Origin of the sequence: Facklamia miroungae, from assembly GCF_012396555.1 — a bacterium.
Classification (GTDB): Bacteria; Bacillota; Bacilli; order Lactobacillales; family Aerococcaceae; genus Facklamia; species Facklamia miroungae.
In genome coordinates, this window is record NZ_JAAXPS010000002.1 from 69,062 (window position 1) to 82,865 (window position 13,804).

General features: G+C 36.2%; 16 protein-coding genes. 9 read left to right on the forward strand and 7 right to left on the reverse strand.

What is annotated here, in order from left to right:
- Positions 1-74: 74 nt before the first annotated feature.
- From HF969_RS02330 to HF969_RS02360, 7 genes are all read left to right on the forward strand, one after another.
- Positions 75-1,712, forward strand: coding sequence for an ABC transporter permease subunit (locus HF969_RS02330; protein WP_425431564.1), 1,638 nt, complete (start codon positions 75-77; stop codon positions 1,710-1,712).
- Positions 1,705-2,457 (forward strand): amino acid ABC transporter ATP-binding protein, encoded by a 753-nt coding sequence (locus HF969_RS02335; protein ID WP_090289166.1) that lies wholly within the window; start codon positions 1,705-1,707, stop codon positions 2,455-2,457. Before HF969_RS02330 ends, HF969_RS02335 begins: the two co-directional genes overlap by 8 nt.
- Before the next feature lie 125 nt (positions 2,458-2,582).
- The gene (locus tag HF969_RS02340; RefSeq protein ID WP_090289167.1) at positions 2,583-3,323 is read left to right on the forward strand and encodes a tRNA threonylcarbamoyladenosine dehydratase; all 741 of its coding nucleotides are present in this window, start codon (positions 2,583-2,585) and stop codon (positions 3,321-3,323) included.
- A 26-nt stretch (positions 3,324-3,349) separates the two neighbouring features.
- Positions 3,350-4,153 (forward strand): TatD family hydrolase, encoded by an 804-nt coding sequence (locus HF969_RS02345; RefSeq protein ID WP_090289168.1) that lies wholly within the window; start codon positions 3,350-3,352, stop codon positions 4,151-4,153.
- Between the two features lie 104 nt (positions 4,154-4,257).
- Positions 4,258-4,722: a hypothetical protein gene (locus tag HF969_RS02350; protein ID WP_090289169.1), complete on the forward strand. Its 465-nt coding sequence runs from the start codon at positions 4,258-4,260 to the stop codon at positions 4,720-4,722.
- A 27-nt stretch (positions 4,723-4,749) separates the two neighbouring features.
- The gene (locus HF969_RS02355) at positions 4,750-5,283 is read left to right on the forward strand and encodes a GNAT family N-acetyltransferase (protein ID WP_090289170.1); all 534 of its coding nucleotides are present in this window, start codon (positions 4,750-4,752) and stop codon (positions 5,281-5,283) included.
- Between the two features lie 211 nt (positions 5,284-5,494).
- Positions 5,495-5,944, forward strand: a complete 450-nt coding sequence (locus tag HF969_RS02360) for a hypothetical protein (protein ID WP_090289171.1) — start codon at positions 5,495-5,497, stop codon at positions 5,942-5,944.
- 61 nt (positions 5,945-6,005) lie between these two features.
- Here the strand turns inward: HF969_RS02360 and HF969_RS02365 are convergent, their stop codons facing one another.
- From HF969_RS02365 to HF969_RS02375, 3 genes are all read right to left on the reverse strand, one after another.
- Positions 6,006-7,082, reverse strand: a complete 1,077-nt coding sequence (locus HF969_RS02365) for a YeiH family protein (protein ID WP_090289172.1) — start codon at positions 7,080-7,082, stop codon at positions 6,006-6,008.
- Positions 7,083-7,187: 105 nt separating this feature from the next.
- Complete coding sequence (locus HF969_RS02370; RefSeq protein WP_090289173.1) at positions 7,188-7,529, reverse strand: hypothetical protein; 342 nt, start codon at positions 7,527-7,529, stop codon at positions 7,188-7,190.
- Positions 7,530-7,540: 11 nt separating this feature from the next.
- A complete protein-coding gene (locus tag HF969_RS02375) occupies positions 7,541-7,948 on the reverse strand; it encodes a helix-turn-helix domain-containing protein (RefSeq protein WP_090289174.1) in 408 nt (135 codons plus the stop codon).
- Between the two features lie 242 nt (positions 7,949-8,190).
- On the opposite strand from HF969_RS02375, the gene HF969_RS02380 reads away from it, so the two are divergent.
- The gene (locus tag HF969_RS02380; RefSeq protein WP_090289175.1) at positions 8,191-9,084 is read left to right on the forward strand and encodes a class I SAM-dependent methyltransferase; all 894 of its coding nucleotides are present in this window, start codon (positions 8,191-8,193) and stop codon (positions 9,082-9,084) included.
- A gap of 105 nt (positions 9,085-9,189) precedes the next feature.
- Positions 9,190-10,563, forward strand: a complete 1,374-nt coding sequence (locus tag HF969_RS02385) for an MATE family efflux transporter (protein ID WP_090289176.1) — start codon at positions 9,190-9,192, stop codon at positions 10,561-10,563.
- Between the two features lie 17 nt (positions 10,564-10,580).
- Here the strand turns inward: HF969_RS02385 and HF969_RS02390 are convergent, their stop codons facing one another.
- From HF969_RS02390 to HF969_RS02405, 4 genes are read right to left on the reverse strand one after another with little or no spacing between them, the layout of a single operon-like run.
- Positions 10,581-11,180: an alpha/beta hydrolase gene (locus tag HF969_RS02390; protein WP_090289177.1), complete on the reverse strand. Its 600-nt coding sequence runs from the start codon at positions 11,178-11,180 to the stop codon at positions 10,581-10,583.
- Between the two features lie 9 nt (positions 11,181-11,189).
- Positions 11,190-11,801 (reverse strand): flavin reductase family protein, encoded by a 612-nt coding sequence (locus HF969_RS02395; RefSeq protein ID WP_090289178.1) that lies wholly within the window; start codon positions 11,799-11,801, stop codon positions 11,190-11,192.
- Positions 11,802-11,814: 13 nt separating this feature from the next.
- On the reverse strand, positions 11,815-12,714 hold the full coding sequence (locus tag HF969_RS02400; RefSeq protein WP_090289179.1) for a VOC family protein: 900 nt from the start codon (positions 12,712-12,714) through the stop codon (positions 11,815-11,817).
- Between the two features lie 3 nt (positions 12,715-12,717).
- The gene (locus HF969_RS02405) at positions 12,718-13,674 is read right to left on the reverse strand and encodes a ring-cleaving dioxygenase (RefSeq protein WP_090289180.1); all 957 of its coding nucleotides are present in this window, start codon (positions 13,672-13,674) and stop codon (positions 12,718-12,720) included.
- Positions 13,675-13,804 lie beyond the last annotated feature (130 nt).

Here is a 13,804-nt window from a genome sequence, read left to right on the forward strand (position 1 = left end):
TTTTTCAAACCACACGGTATATTTACATTTCAATAAAAAACAAGAGGAGGTTCAGAATGAAAGGGAATCAAGGCTTGCTGAAAAAAATCATCACCGTTATACTCTTTGCTTTATTACTTATACCCTTTAACATGATTGTAGGTGCCGAAAATAAACAGGAAAAGGACATTCATTGGGATCAACTTCAAGATGATCTAGAAGAACCTGGTGTTTTAAAAGTTGGGATGGAAGCCAACTATTCTCCATTTAACTGGTCGCAACCCACACATGATAACGGAGCCCTGGCTATCACAAATTCAAAGGGAGAATTTGCGAATGGTTATGATGTTCATATCGCAAAAAAATTAGCGCAAAAGTTAGGTTTAAAGTTAGAAATAGTAAAATTAGAATGGGACGGACTACCACCGGCTTTGAACTCGGGCAAAGTGGACGCGATTATTGCAGGAATGTCTGTAACCCCAGATCGAAAAAAAGAAATTGATTTTTCTAATAATTATTACGAAAGCCAGATGGTTTTAGTGGTTCGTCAAGAGTCAGATTATGCGCAAGCCCAATCATTAGCTGATTTATCAGGAGCTAAGGTAACTGCCCAATTAAACACTTTTCACTATAGTTTAATTGATCAAATACCAGACGTTCAGAAAAAAACGGCTTTAGATTCTTTCCCAACTATGATTTCTTCGGTATTATCTGGCAAAATAGATGCCTATGTATCAGAAGAACCGGGCGCCATGGCAGCAGTTGCGGCCAACTCAGATCTAACTTACTTGAAGTTTACAGAGGGGAAGGGGTTTGATCTAAGTCAAGTGGATACGGGTATAGCTATTGGTTTACGTAAAGGAAGTTCTTTGGTACAGCCAATTAATCAGGTTTTAGCTGACATTCATGAAGAAGAGCGAAACAGTCTGATGAAAGAAATGGTGAAACTTAATCAAGGTCAGGAAAACTTAAGTTTCTGGCAAGATGTTCAAGGATTATGGACTACTTATGGCGGTCAATTTATTAGAGGGGCTTTAAATACACTTTTTATAGCTTTATTCGCAACAATTGTAGGGTCGATAATTGGATTGGCAATTGCTGTAGTAAGATCCATGAAGAACTTGTTTCATAAGGGGAGGCCTTCTTATTACTTATTTAAGTTAGTTGATTTTTTATTGGTTGCTTATATTGAAATTTTTAGAGGGACTCCGATGATGGTTCAAGCCATGTTGATCTTTTATGGGTTGAAACTTTTCTTTAATATTGACCTGTCATCGATGACAGCGGCTCTATTTATTGTCTCGATCAATACAGGGGCGTATTTATCAGAAGTAATGCGTGGAGGAATTCATGGAGTGGATAAGGGCCAGTATGAAGGGGCTAAAGCGATTGGGATGTCTCATGGGCAGACCATGCGTCATGTGGTGTTACCGCAAGCTGTTTTGTCTATTCTACCCACATTAGGAAATGAATTTGTTATCAATATTAAAGATACATCTGTCTTAAATGTGATTGCGGTGACAGAATTATTTTTTGTTTCAAAGTCAGTTGCCGGTTCAACCTATCAAACTTTTCAGACCTTTTTGATCACTTCGATGATTTATTTTGTTTTAACTTTTACCACGACACGTATTTTAAATTTAATTGAGAAAAAAATGTCGGGATCAGATTCTTACACCGTTAAGCAGTCTTCGTCCACTGATTCAGTTAAGGGGGTCAAAACACATGACTAATTCTAGTAAGATTTTAGAAATTGTACATTTATCTAAACAATTTGGTGACCATAGAGTCCTTAAAGATATTGATTTTAGTGTTAAAAAGGGTGAAGTAATTTCCATCATTGGTTCTTCAGGATCGGGGAAATCAACCCTTTTACGTTGCCTTAATCTTCTAGAGCAACCGAGTGGTGGCGATATTCTCTATAAAGGTCAATCTATTCTGGCTAATCGTTATCCACTGAATCACTATCGAGCCGAAGTAGGAATGGTATTTCAACAATTTAATCTATTTAACAATATGAATGTGCTCAAAAACTGTACAATCGGGCAAGTGAAAATTTTAGGGCGGACAAAAGAAGAAGCAGAAAAGATAGCCCTAGATAATCTCACTAAAGTGGGCATGGCTCCTTATATAAATGCTAGACCTAAGCAATTATCAGGAGGTCAACAACAACGTGTAGCTATCGCTCGGGCCTTATCTATGGATCCAGAGTTATTACTTTTCGATGAGCCAACTTCTGCTTTGGATCCCGAAATGGTTGGCGAAGTCTTAGATACCATGACTCAATTAGCAAAAGAGGGTTTGACCATGATTGTTGTGACCCATGAGATGGCCTTTGCCCGTGATGTGTCTACACGTGTTGTTTTTATGGATAAGGGATTTATTGTAGAAGATGGCCTTGCCCAACAAGTAATTAATGAACCACAGCATGAACGGACAAAACTCTTTCTTAACCGGTTTCATAAGGAACAGATGTAAAGTGAAAATAATTTGTGTGAAGTGGGATCTTAAAATAGATTACACTTTTTTAATAATCTAGTTGCGTGATTAATAATCATGCTTTAATGTTATAGATAATTAGTAGAATTTAGAAGGATGAGAATATGGAAAAGAAGATACCAGCAAGATTATCACGCTTGAGTTTACTATTAAAAGAGGAGGGCTTGACGCGTCTAGCCCAATCGCGAGTAATGGTTTTAGGTTTAGGCGGAGTTGGTTCTGCTTGTGCGGAAGCCCTTGCTCGTGGAGGAGTTGGATATTTAATTTTGTTCGATGGAGATATAATTGAAGAAAGTAATATTAATCGCCAAGCTTTGGCTTTTTCTTCAACAGTGGGCAAGGCCAAAACGGATGTGATGCGGGCCATGGTCAAAGAAATCAATCCAGAGTGTCAAGTGGATGCCCAACAAATCTTTCTTACAAAAGAGAATATCAAAGAAACTTTAAAGAGTTTTCCTCGGCCTGATTATGTTATTGATTGTATTGATACCATCTCACAAAAGTTAGAAGTCGCTGCTTTTTGTCAATCAGAAAAAATACCCTTACTATCATCAATGGGAGCTGCTAATAAATTGGATCCCGCCTATCTAAAATTTAGTAAGATAGAAAATACATCGTATTGTCCTATGTCCAAAATAATTCGTCTAGAGTGTCGTAGACGTGACATAAAAGGTTTAGAAGTTCTTTATTCCAATGAACAGCCTTTCAAAGTCCAAGATCCAGATGGAAATACCAAGGCTCAGACGCTAGGTTCAATGAGTTATATGCCTCCCATTATGGGCATGATGCTTGCAGGTAAGGTGATTCGTCGTTTAGCTGGAATAGAAGACTATAAGATTTGGTAAATGGAGAAAATGAAAGGAGAAGGCTGATGCAATGGTTAGATAGTCATTATCACTTTGATTTTATAAAAGACTCTAATGCACGTTACTTATTTTTACAAGAACTGGTTAAAGAAGAGATAACGATTGTGGCTCAAACAGTCACACCTTCAGGTTTTTCCCTTTTAAAACAATCATTGGATAAATTGAATTTAAAGCCAGGCCAAACACCTTATTTATCTTTAGGTTTTCACCCTTGGTGGATTGAATCAAAGAGTCAAGCTGATAAAGAATTAGCGATATTCCGAAAAGAATTGACAAAGTCTCAGTTGATAGGTGAGGTTGGTTTAGATTTTTCAGTGAAAGGCTTAGAAAAAGCCCAAGAAAATCTACAGGTCTATGTTTTCTCAGAAATTTTGAAGGCACTGACAGATCATACTGAACAACGATTTATTTTATCGATTCATGCGGTTCGTTCAGCTTCAAAAGTGTTAGATTTACTTGAAGAAGTAGGGGCTCCAAGTGATAAGATTTTACCTATTCTACACCGTTTTAATGGCACGAGTGATGAATTAACCAGACATCGTGATATGGGTGGGTATCTTTCAGTTCATCCCAGTATGCTAAAAAGCAAAAAGGGTCGGGCCTATCTTCAACAAATGAGCGGTGACCATCTCTTACTTGAAAGTGATTTGCCCGATGGACCTCAAGATGAGTGGGAGGCGGAAGAAGTTGAACAGAGGGTTAAGGACTTAAAAGAAATGCTTAATCAAACGGTTGATAAGCTATCATCGATTCGCCAAGAAAACATGGCAGAACTTATTTTGAAAACGCAAAACCGACTGTATTATTAATGTGAATAATTGATTAATGAGCTTTATCAAGAACTAAATTATTTACCTAATTAAGCTTATGTTAGATAATCATTTATGCGAAAGAAATAAAGGAGAGAATTATAATGAATCCAATTGCTTTAGAACCATTATTAGAAAAGTGGACGCAGAAATTACGGATTTCACCTGAATGGAGTGTCCGTCTTGAACTGGTAGATGATTCGAATTTTAAAAAAACTGGAGACATTAAGATCGACTGTACAGATAAAAAGGCAGTTTTGCTTTTAAATGTTCACAATCCGATGGATGAGAAAAATATAGAAGAAATCATTGTTCACGAATTGATGCACTTAAAAATGTACCCACTTGATCAGGTAACAGAGTCATTAATTAAAAGTAATTTTGAAGTAGGAAGTGCGGGATATAATTTTGCTTACCGTACTTTCTTTGAAAACTTAGAGGTTACAGTGGAGGAATTAGCCAAATGTTTTTTACTGGAATATGGTGAGAATAAAGAAATATCTTTCGGTAGATGCAATAATCTTCCAACTTTTAATGATTTATTTAAAGGCTTAGATAATCTGGAATAAAGAAAAGTATAAAATGAGGTAAAAATAATGAACATTGAATTAGTTAAGTTAAAAGAGGAACATCAACCCTTATTAGTTGAAATGATCGAAGAATGGAAAGCCGATATCGAACAAAACCACACAAATGGATCTCCGTCAGCTATTTTCCGCAACGATCCCCGTGATTTCGCCGTGTATCTTGATAACTTAGAAATTAAAAAAGATGAAAGAACAGACCGCATACCTGACTCTACCTTTTTCTGTTTAGATCGAGATCGGAATATTTTTGTTGGGGCAGTTAATATTCGCCATTATTTAAATGATGTCCTTTTACTAAAGGGTGGACATATAGGAGATGGTATTCGACCTAGTGAGCGACGCAAAGGTTATGCCACAGCAATGATCGGATTAGCATTAGAAGAGTGTAAACGAATCGGTATAAGAAGGGTTTTAATGATTTGCAATAAAGATAATAGTGGATCAGCAAAATCCATTCAAAAAAATGGCGGCGTTTTAGAAAATGAAGTGGTTTATCCTGATGGCACTGTCGATCAAAGGTATTGGATAGAATTGGAGGATTGATCATGAATTGCGATTCAACCCGTTATTTTGAGATTTGTGGATAAAAATAAACATATTCTTTTTGGTTTTCTAAAAACTAATTTTTTAATTGTTTAGACTCTTTTATCTCAAAGAGATGATGGTTAAATTTATTAGAAGATAAATAATTTGCTTAACGAATAGTTATTTTGGTAGAGTATAAAAGCAAACGAAAGAAAAAGGTGACCATCTAGTGCAATCAATCGATTTTCCAACATTCAAAAACTATGCTTTTTCAATTCATCTTGGGATTATCATGCCTTTTATCATGAGTAATCTCCAGGGGAAATTTGATTTTTCACAATATTTACTTCAATTATTGGTGATTCTACCGGTGTCTATTATTTTGGGATCCATCATTTTAGATATTCCTAAACTCGCTCAACAGTTCGTCGCTTTTTTAGGTGTTAGTCAGCCTGATTGGTTAGTGTTTTTACTTGGCCAATTTCCACCAGCCTTGATATTCTCATTTATTATGGGAATGATTGCAGTAACTCTACAAGGTGATCTTAATTTTCAATCTTTTTTAGGTGTTGTTAAAGGTCTGCCTATTACTGTGGGAATTGCTATGGTCATCCAAATACTTGTTACCCTACTGATCGATAAGGTATACAAAACGTGGTTGTTTCCAAAAAATGACTGATCGATGAGCTTTTAAATTAAAAAATGGTTTTCTAGTAATGAACTAGAGAACCATTTTTTGTTTATAAAAGATTACTATCAAAAGTACCTGTTAAGGCTTGGATCAATAAAGAGACTAAACTGATCGCTACCCAGCATGATAAACCGAGTAAGATGGGTTTTTTACCTTCTTTAATCAGCTCTTTTAGTTGAGAATTTAAGCCAATAGCAGCCATAGCTATACTGATAAAGAATTTGGCTAAAATCTTCATGAGAGGAATAAAGTCTTCCCGATAGCTATTGGTTAATGAATTTACGGGCAGAAAATCAATCATTGAAGTTATCATAGCCGCTAAAATAAAATAAAGAATAAATGGTGGCATCAATTGAGAGACTTTTGTTTTGGCTGTTTTATTTATTTTTTGGGCTTGGATGATTGAAAGTCCAATTGTTATGGGGATAATGGCGAGCGTTCGTGTTAATTTGACCGTTACTGCAGCAGATAGGATACCTTCCACTTGATAGAAGTTTTCTGCTGTCGCTGCTGCTGCTGTCACCGAAGAAGTGTCATTAACTGCAGAACCTGCGAAGATAGCAAAACCTTCTGTTCCTAATCCTAAGTTATAACCTAAGGTAGGGAAAATCAAAGCAGCCAGTACATTGAAAATAAAAATAATTGAAATAGCCTGAGCAACTTGCTTATCATCCGCTTCAATAACTGGAGCAGTGGCTGCAATTGCAGAACCGCCACAAATAGCTGATCCGACCCCAATTAAAGTCGCTAATTTCGTTTCCATCTTAAATTGCTTATGAAAGAACCAAGCAACCAGTAGTGCAATCGAGATAGTAGCAATAATTACAGGTAAGCTTTTGCTGCCAACTTTAATAATCATTGAGAGGTTCAAGGAGAAACCTAATAAAATAACTGCCCATTGTAAAATCTTTTTCGCTGAAAAGCGAATACCGAGATGAAAAACGGCATGATTAGCTAATTGGGGCTGAATAAGACTGATGATCATGCCTATAAAGATAGCAAAGACGGGTGCTCCAATAATCGCCAGTGAAAAGTTTCCAATCGATACACGAGCTAAAAGGCTAGCAAAAGCAGCAATCAAGAAACATAAAAGAAGTCCTGGAAGTTTATTTTTTACTGAGTTCATGCAGAGAGATCTCCTTTAATTTTATATCACATCTATCCTATCAAACTTTATTAATTAATAAAATAACAAAAACCCTACTTTTTCTAATAAAGATAGGCGAACTAGTTAGGCATAGAAATAAACAATGCAGATAAGTAGGATAATCGTCCCACAAAGGTGGCAAATAAGAGATATACTAGCTTCTCTTTTATATTGCTTCATTAAGAGTTGATCATAGGAAGTGAGTTTATCTTTAGGAAATTTCCTTCTGCCGATAAGATAGAGTATGATATTTGAAGAGTTGTTTCCAGCGATATTAAAAATACCCCAAAATTTGGGATGTTTTAACCCTCGCGCCTTAGCATCAATAATAGTCATTTTATAGATGAAGTAAGCTAATAGGCTGCCAGAAGCCAGTGCAATGGTAGCGACAATTACAATTATAAATATTTTAATAGTTTCATTCATTTTTACGCCTCCTATATTCTTTGAATGATTTCATGAATAATGATTCCTGCCGTTATGACCATTATAATAAAAATAGCAAGTAGCCATTCGAAATGGTTAGGCATCAGGTGATGGAGTATGAATAGTGCTAAGATGATAGTTAAACTAATTAAAATAATCTTAAATAAATGTTTGTTACTACGAACTACATTTGAACTTTCTTGATAATGATTAATCAATTTTTCGTCTCCTTTCATTAATTGATCCAGACTGATTTGATAAAGATTGCTAAGGTCTATGACACTCCGAATATCAGGGTAATTTTTCTCGTTTTCCCAATTTGAAACGGATTGACGAGTAACCCCAATTTTTTCTGCAACTTCTTCTTGAGTTAAATTTGCATGCAAGCGTGCTGTTTTGAGTTGTTGGCCAAGACTCATAATGTCGCCTCCTTCTGTTTTAAATTTAGCATTTCTACTTGATATGTCTAGCAAAATTCTTTTACATTCGTTAAATAATAGTGGAAAAGATGTTTTACATGACCCTATCACCCATTTTAAGACCTCGATGGGCAAATTTAATCAAAAATTACTAATAAATGATATAATAGGCTCTGTTAAAAAATCTGAAAACACAAAATATCATTTTTGATGTTAGGTTGGAATGAAAAGAGGGGGATACAATGAACACTTTAAATTTTTGGTCTAACCAAATACAGGGAATTCAAACGCTCTATTCTAGTCGCAAACTACGGTTTAATAAAGAAAATGCCAATGCTTATCAAAAGATTTTTAATATCGATCAGAAACGCCCTCTTAGAATTTTAGAAATTGGTTGTGGGCCGGGTGCTTTATGTCAGGTATTAAAAGATTGGTATCCTAATGCCAATGTAATTGGAGTAGATCGCGATCAAAACTTCATAGAATTTGCTAAAGATAATATTCCTGAAGTTGAATTTTTAGTGGGTGATATTTATGACCTTCCTTTTGAGGAAAATAGTTTTGATGTTATTATTTCGAACACAGTGGTTGAGCACATTGAAACAAGCACTTTCTTTAAAGCACAGTATCATTCATTAAAATCTGGAGGAGTCTGTCTTTGTCTCAGCCAAGCTCAAGGGACCATTCACCAAGCACCGGCTTTGCTTTCTTTTAATGAAGAGGAAAATACCTTTTGGCAGCAGATTGAATGCTTAACAAATGGCCAAGATGATCTTATCCAAACTTTTCAAATAGGTAAGTATAAATTAAACGAGCAAGAATTGCCTCAAACAATGGAAAAGTTTGGCTTCCAAGACGTTTCAATGTCTTATATTACAACTCATCTGACCCCGGATAATCCAACAGTAAGTGATCGCTTGGCCCATGCGATGATTGAGAGCGATCGTCTAGGTGATCTTGAAATATTGGACAAATTATTCAAGAATCCCCTCTTAAAAGAAGTACAAAAAGACATCCAACAAATGATTACAAAAACAAATCAAAAGTATGATAAAAGATGGGAGCTTTATCAAAAGGGCCAAAAACAGTGGGATACGAAGATTTCTACCGCAAACATCCTTAGAGGCATTAAATGAATCGTGTAAAACTTATTGAAAGTTATTTTTTCTTTCAATAAGTTTTTTCTGATTGTATTTAATGCTTCAACTTGTTACTATTTATTGAGATATGGAGGGGTAGTAATGAGAAACTTAGATTTATTGAATTGGAAGATATTTAAAACGATGGTGAAATTATCTACACCCTTGATGTTAACGGCTTTTATTCAGATGACTTATACTCTAACAGATATTGCTTGGATTGGCCGTCTTTCTACTGAGGCCGTGGCTGCAGCAGGGCAAGTTGGGTTTGCTTTGTGGATTGCGTCAAGTCTGATGTTGATCCCTAGAATTGGAATGAGTGTCTTGACGGCACAAGCCTATGGGGCTCGAGATGAGAAGACAGCCCGATCTTATATTAATAATGGATTTTGGTTAGCCCTTATAATGGGAATTATTTTTGGTAGTTTGCTGATTATTTATAGATATCCATTTATCCACTTTTTTAAACTCGACGAGGATGTAAATCAATTAACCGAAAAATATTTGATTGTTATAGCAGCGGGTGTCTTTCTTTTCTTTATTAATCCAGTCTTATCAGGGGCTTATAATAGTTTAGGTAACAGTAAAACACCTTTTGCTGTTAATGCATTGGGCTTAGTGATAAACATTTTATTGGACCCTATTCTAATCTTTGGTCTAGGGCCAATTCCGGCCTTGGGGATTAGTGGAGCGGCCATGGCAACCATTTTCGCTCAATTTATCGTCTTTCTTTTGTATATCTATGCCATATACCGACAAGGAGACTTGATTTACAGGAGTCGCATTCATGTATGGACATTTAATTGGAGTCATTTAAAAGCAATTTTCAAAATTGGGTTACCTCCTTCCATTCAGTCTAATGCACATGCCTTAGTTAGTGTTTTATTAAATCGTTATGTGGCTTCATATGGCGCCATGCCTTTAGCCGTCACAAGTGTGGGCTCGAATATTGAATCGATTTCTTGGATGACAACTGAAGGGTTTGCAGTAGCGATAACAGCTATGGTGGGACAGAATTACGGAGCGAAATTATATGATCGCGTTGAAGGTATCTATCAAACCACTGTGAGGTCTTTAATGACAATAGGTACAGTTGCGACGCTAGTCTTAATTGTTTTTCGAATGCAGTTTTTCAAACTCTTCATCCCAGATGATCCTCAAGCGATTGCCTTAGGAGCGATTTATTTACTTGTATTTGGCTTAAGTCAATTATTTATGAGTTTTGAGATCGGAGGCAGTGGATTCCTCAACGGTCTCGGAAAAACGCAACAGCCTGCTACTGTAAATACGGTCTGCAATCTCTTAAGGATTCCTTTTGCATGGTTGTTTATGCCTCAATATGGGGTGGTGGGTGTCTGGATAGCTATGTCACTTTCGACTATATTAAAGGGTGTAATAATTTTCATATTAACGCGCTATAATTGGAAAAAGCTCTACCAAACTTCAGCAATAAATGCGTCAGTTGATAGAGCGTAAATTAAAAGGTGAAATAACTAATCTAATTCTTCCACCCATTGTCTAGCATCTGTTAGAATTTGTGGTGTAATTTGATGCGTATGAACCCATTCGATCGATAGATTTGCACCCACATGGTTTAATTTTTCAATTAATTCATTATTTGCTTGCATACTGCAAATAGGATCAGCTTTACCCATTGATAAGAAGAGTTGATGATTTGATAAATCTTTATCTTCTTCAATAGCCATTGGATAAAGGGGAGCAAATAAAATGCCCTTATTAAATGTTTTAGCAAAATGAATTAAAATATTTAAGGCAATATTTGATCCATTTGAAAAACCAACAAAAATAACTTTATTTAAATCAAAGCCCTTTTCTTCACTCATGGATGTAATAAAGTCAACTAATTCCTGACTGCGAAAAGCAAGGTCTTCTAAATCATAAAGACCTTCTGCCTTGCGTTTGAAATAACGTAAAGCACCATTTTCGTTCACATTTCCTCGAACGGAGAGGATGTTGGCTGAGTCTGAGATTTCTTTAGCGATAGGAATGAGATTCGTTTCATCTCCACCTGTACCATGTAAAAGAACGAACGTCCATTTAGCATTTTCAGTTGCTTGATAAATATATTCCATAATTTCCTCCTATTCAGGTCTTTCTAATTGGATAATGTCACCCAAGGTTGCATAATCATTACCAGCCAAGCGGCTGATCGGTTTTAATTGATCTGCAAGGATATAAGTGTTTTGATAAACTTCTTCAGATAGGTGGAAATGAACCACCCGCATTAATAAAAGATCAGCAGCAATGAATTGTGGATGGGTAGATGGAATTTCAATGTGTTGATGCAGAACGGTCTCGTAACGAACTTTCATTTCAGCGATTCCAGGAGTTTGTATAGAATGACTGCTAGCAAGAGTGAATTGAGTTAATTCCAATTCACTCTTATTTTTGGGTAAATTACTAGCAGTTTGGTTCACATCTGCCAGATTCTCTTGGCTGACAACGTGGAAAACAGCTTCTTTATTCGCTAAGATATTACGAGCAGTATCCTTCATTTTTCCTTTTCTTTGGACAGATACCATCAAGATAGGCGGATTGTAAGACACCATATTAAAATATGAAAAGGGTGCTAAATTGATGCTCTGATCGTCATTAAGGCTAGCAATGAGAGCAACAGGTCTTGGAATGACTGATCCAATCAATAATTTATACTGTTCTTTTTGAGTCAATTCGGTTACATTGAAAGATAACATGTATTCATATCTCCTAACGAACTTTAAATGATGGTAATGTAGATACGATTTGTGAGCGTTTTTTTTCAAATTGTGCGGGTAATTTCAAAATGCGGCCTAACGCTTCAAAGGTTTCATCTACCAGAAAGCCAGGTTCTTTCGTAGCAAACTCAAAGATTATACCGCCTTTTTCTCTTAAGTAAATCGATTTAAAGTATTTACGATCTTTTACAGGTGTTAAATGATAGTGAGCCTCTTTAAGCTGTTGATGCCAATCTTTAAGATCTTTTAATTGATCCACAGACCATGCCACGTGATGGACAGTACTGATACCAAAACGGCCTAATGGTTGCGCTTTTTTTGTGAGCAATAGGCGATGTTTTTCTGGGCCGCTTAACGCTATATGAAGATAATTATCCGTCTCTTCAACTAATTTTGCTCCCATTTCACGTGTTAATAAATCAAGTGTACCTTGTGGATGGATTGAAATCAGAACTAAACCATAGAAACCAAGTATCTCCATATTATCAGCAGCTATATCAGATTCTACTAACGCGATATCTAAATCATGAGGGTCAGCAAATTCTAAAGTAGTAGCCCCAAACATATTGCTAGTTTGATAATTTATATTAAACTTGTCTAAGCGACTTTGCCAGTGTTCAAGGCTTCCATTAGGAATAGCAAAGCCAATTCTTCCTACTTGACCGCCGCCCTTGGTTCCCTTTTTATTGCTTTCCCATGGGAAGAAAGTCATGATTGTTCCGTTATCAACATTCGCATTAGCAAAATAAAGGTGATAAACCGAAGGGTCGTCAAAGTTGACTGTTTGCTTCACTAATTTTAAGTTGAGAACTTGACTGTAAAAATCATAGTTTTCCTGCACATTACCAACGATTGCGCTAACATGATGGATACTTTGAATTTTATCAACCATAGGTTATTCCCCTTTCCAAATCGTATCAAATGGTCGTACTTGGCTTTCGATTGATTCTCGTTGGTTTTCTAAGAAAGGTGGGAGCGACAAAGTTTCTCCTAAATGCTCATAAGACTCATCGCCCATGAAACCAGGTCCGTCAGTTGAGATTTCAATTAGAATGTGACCAATTCTCGCATACAGTGCTTTGAAATAATAACGATCAACGATTCCTGAATTGCCAATTTCTAATTTGTGATAACGCTCCATCCAAGCATTAATAGCATCTTCATCTGCTACACGGAAGGATACATGGTGAACTAACCCATAACCTTGTTGAGCTTGTTTTTCTGAATCTTTTCTGAGGATAACTTGGCCACCGTGACCACCTTCACCTACTTCAAGTAGAGCTACATCATCATGTTCTTCAACAATGCGCATTTCATAAATGGTAGTTAAAGCCGTTTTAAACTCATCAAAGTATCCAACAGTTATTTCAATAGGGCCTAATCCATAAATTGCCATATCTTCTGGTACAGGACCTTTTTTCCATGGAATTCCACCCGGAATACCTTCATTATGCTCGTCGGAAAAAATTTGATAAGCTTGACCGTCAGCTTCTTCGAAAGGGAGCACCTTGCTACCAAATAATTCTTTAATCTCATCATGTTTAATATTATGTTCATCAAAGCGTTTGCGATAATATTCGAGGGCAGCATCTGATTTTACACGTAAACCAATACGAGAGATTGAATTTGTTCCTTTAATTCCTTGAGGGAGATTAGGGAAATCAAAAAAAGTTAAGTCAGTACCTGCGTTACCGCGATCGTCTGCGAAGTAGGTATGGTAAGTATGTATATCGTCTTGGTTGACGGTTTTCTTCACTAAACGCATACCAAGTACCTTCGTTACAAAATCATAATTTCTTTCAGCGCTATCCGTCATGGCTGTGACATGATGGATTCCTAGTAAGTGATTCATATAAGTTCCTCCTTTAATTTAGCGAGTCATACAATATAGATTCGAGTTAATTATCTCGAATTCGAAATAAATTTACCATGAATTAGACAAAAAATCAAGCGTTATGTCTCGAATTTTACATTTTAAATGA

What these genes read in the sequence shown, in the direction of transcription:
- HF969_RS02335 (WP_090289166.1), top strand. Translation starts at nt 1,705, where the DNA reads ATGACTAATTCTAGTAAGATTTTAGAAATTGTACATTTATCTAAACAA.
- HF969_RS02340 (WP_090289167.1), top strand. Translation starts at nt 2,583, where the DNA reads ATGGAAAAGAAGATACCAGCAAGATTATCACGCTTGAGTTTACTATTA.
- HF969_RS02345 (WP_090289168.1), top strand. Translation starts at nt 3,350, where the DNA reads ATGCAATGGTTAGATAGTCATTATCACTTTGATTTTATAAAAGACTCT.
- HF969_RS02350 (WP_090289169.1), top strand. Translation starts at nt 4,258, where the DNA reads ATGAATCCAATTGCTTTAGAACCATTATTAGAAAAGTGGACGCAGAAA.
- HF969_RS02355 (WP_090289170.1), top strand. Translation starts at nt 4,750, where the DNA reads ATGAACATTGAATTAGTTAAGTTAAAAGAGGAACATCAACCCTTATTA.
- HF969_RS02365 (WP_090289172.1), bottom strand. Translation starts at nt 7,082, where the DNA reads ATGAACTCAGTAAAAAATAAACTTCCAGGACTTCTTTTATGTTTCTTG.
- HF969_RS02370 (WP_090289173.1), bottom strand. Translation starts at nt 7,529, where the DNA reads ATGAATGAAACTATTAAAATATTTATAATTGTAATTGTCGCTACCATT.
- HF969_RS02375 (WP_090289174.1), bottom strand. Translation starts at nt 7,948, where the DNA reads ATGAGTCTTGGCCAACAACTCAAAACAGCACGCTTGCATGCAAATTTA.
- HF969_RS02380 (WP_090289175.1), top strand. Translation starts at nt 8,191, where the DNA reads ATGAACACTTTAAATTTTTGGTCTAACCAAATACAGGGAATTCAAACG.
- HF969_RS02385 (WP_090289176.1), top strand. Translation starts at nt 9,190, where the DNA reads ATGAGAAACTTAGATTTATTGAATTGGAAGATATTTAAAACGATGGTG.
- HF969_RS02390 (WP_090289177.1), bottom strand. Translation starts at nt 11,180, where the DNA reads ATGGAATATATTTATCAAGCAACTGAAAATGCTAAATGGACGTTCGTT.
- HF969_RS02395 (WP_090289178.1), bottom strand. Translation starts at nt 11,801, where the DNA reads ATGTTATCTTTCAATGTAACCGAATTGACTCAAAAAGAACAGTATAAA.
- HF969_RS02400 (WP_090289179.1), bottom strand. Translation starts at nt 12,714, where the DNA reads ATGGTTGATAAAATTCAAAGTATCCATCATGTTAGCGCAATCGTTGGT.
- HF969_RS02405 (WP_090289180.1), bottom strand. Translation starts at nt 13,674, where the DNA reads ATGAATCACTTACTAGGAATCCATCATGTCACAGCCATGACGGATAGC.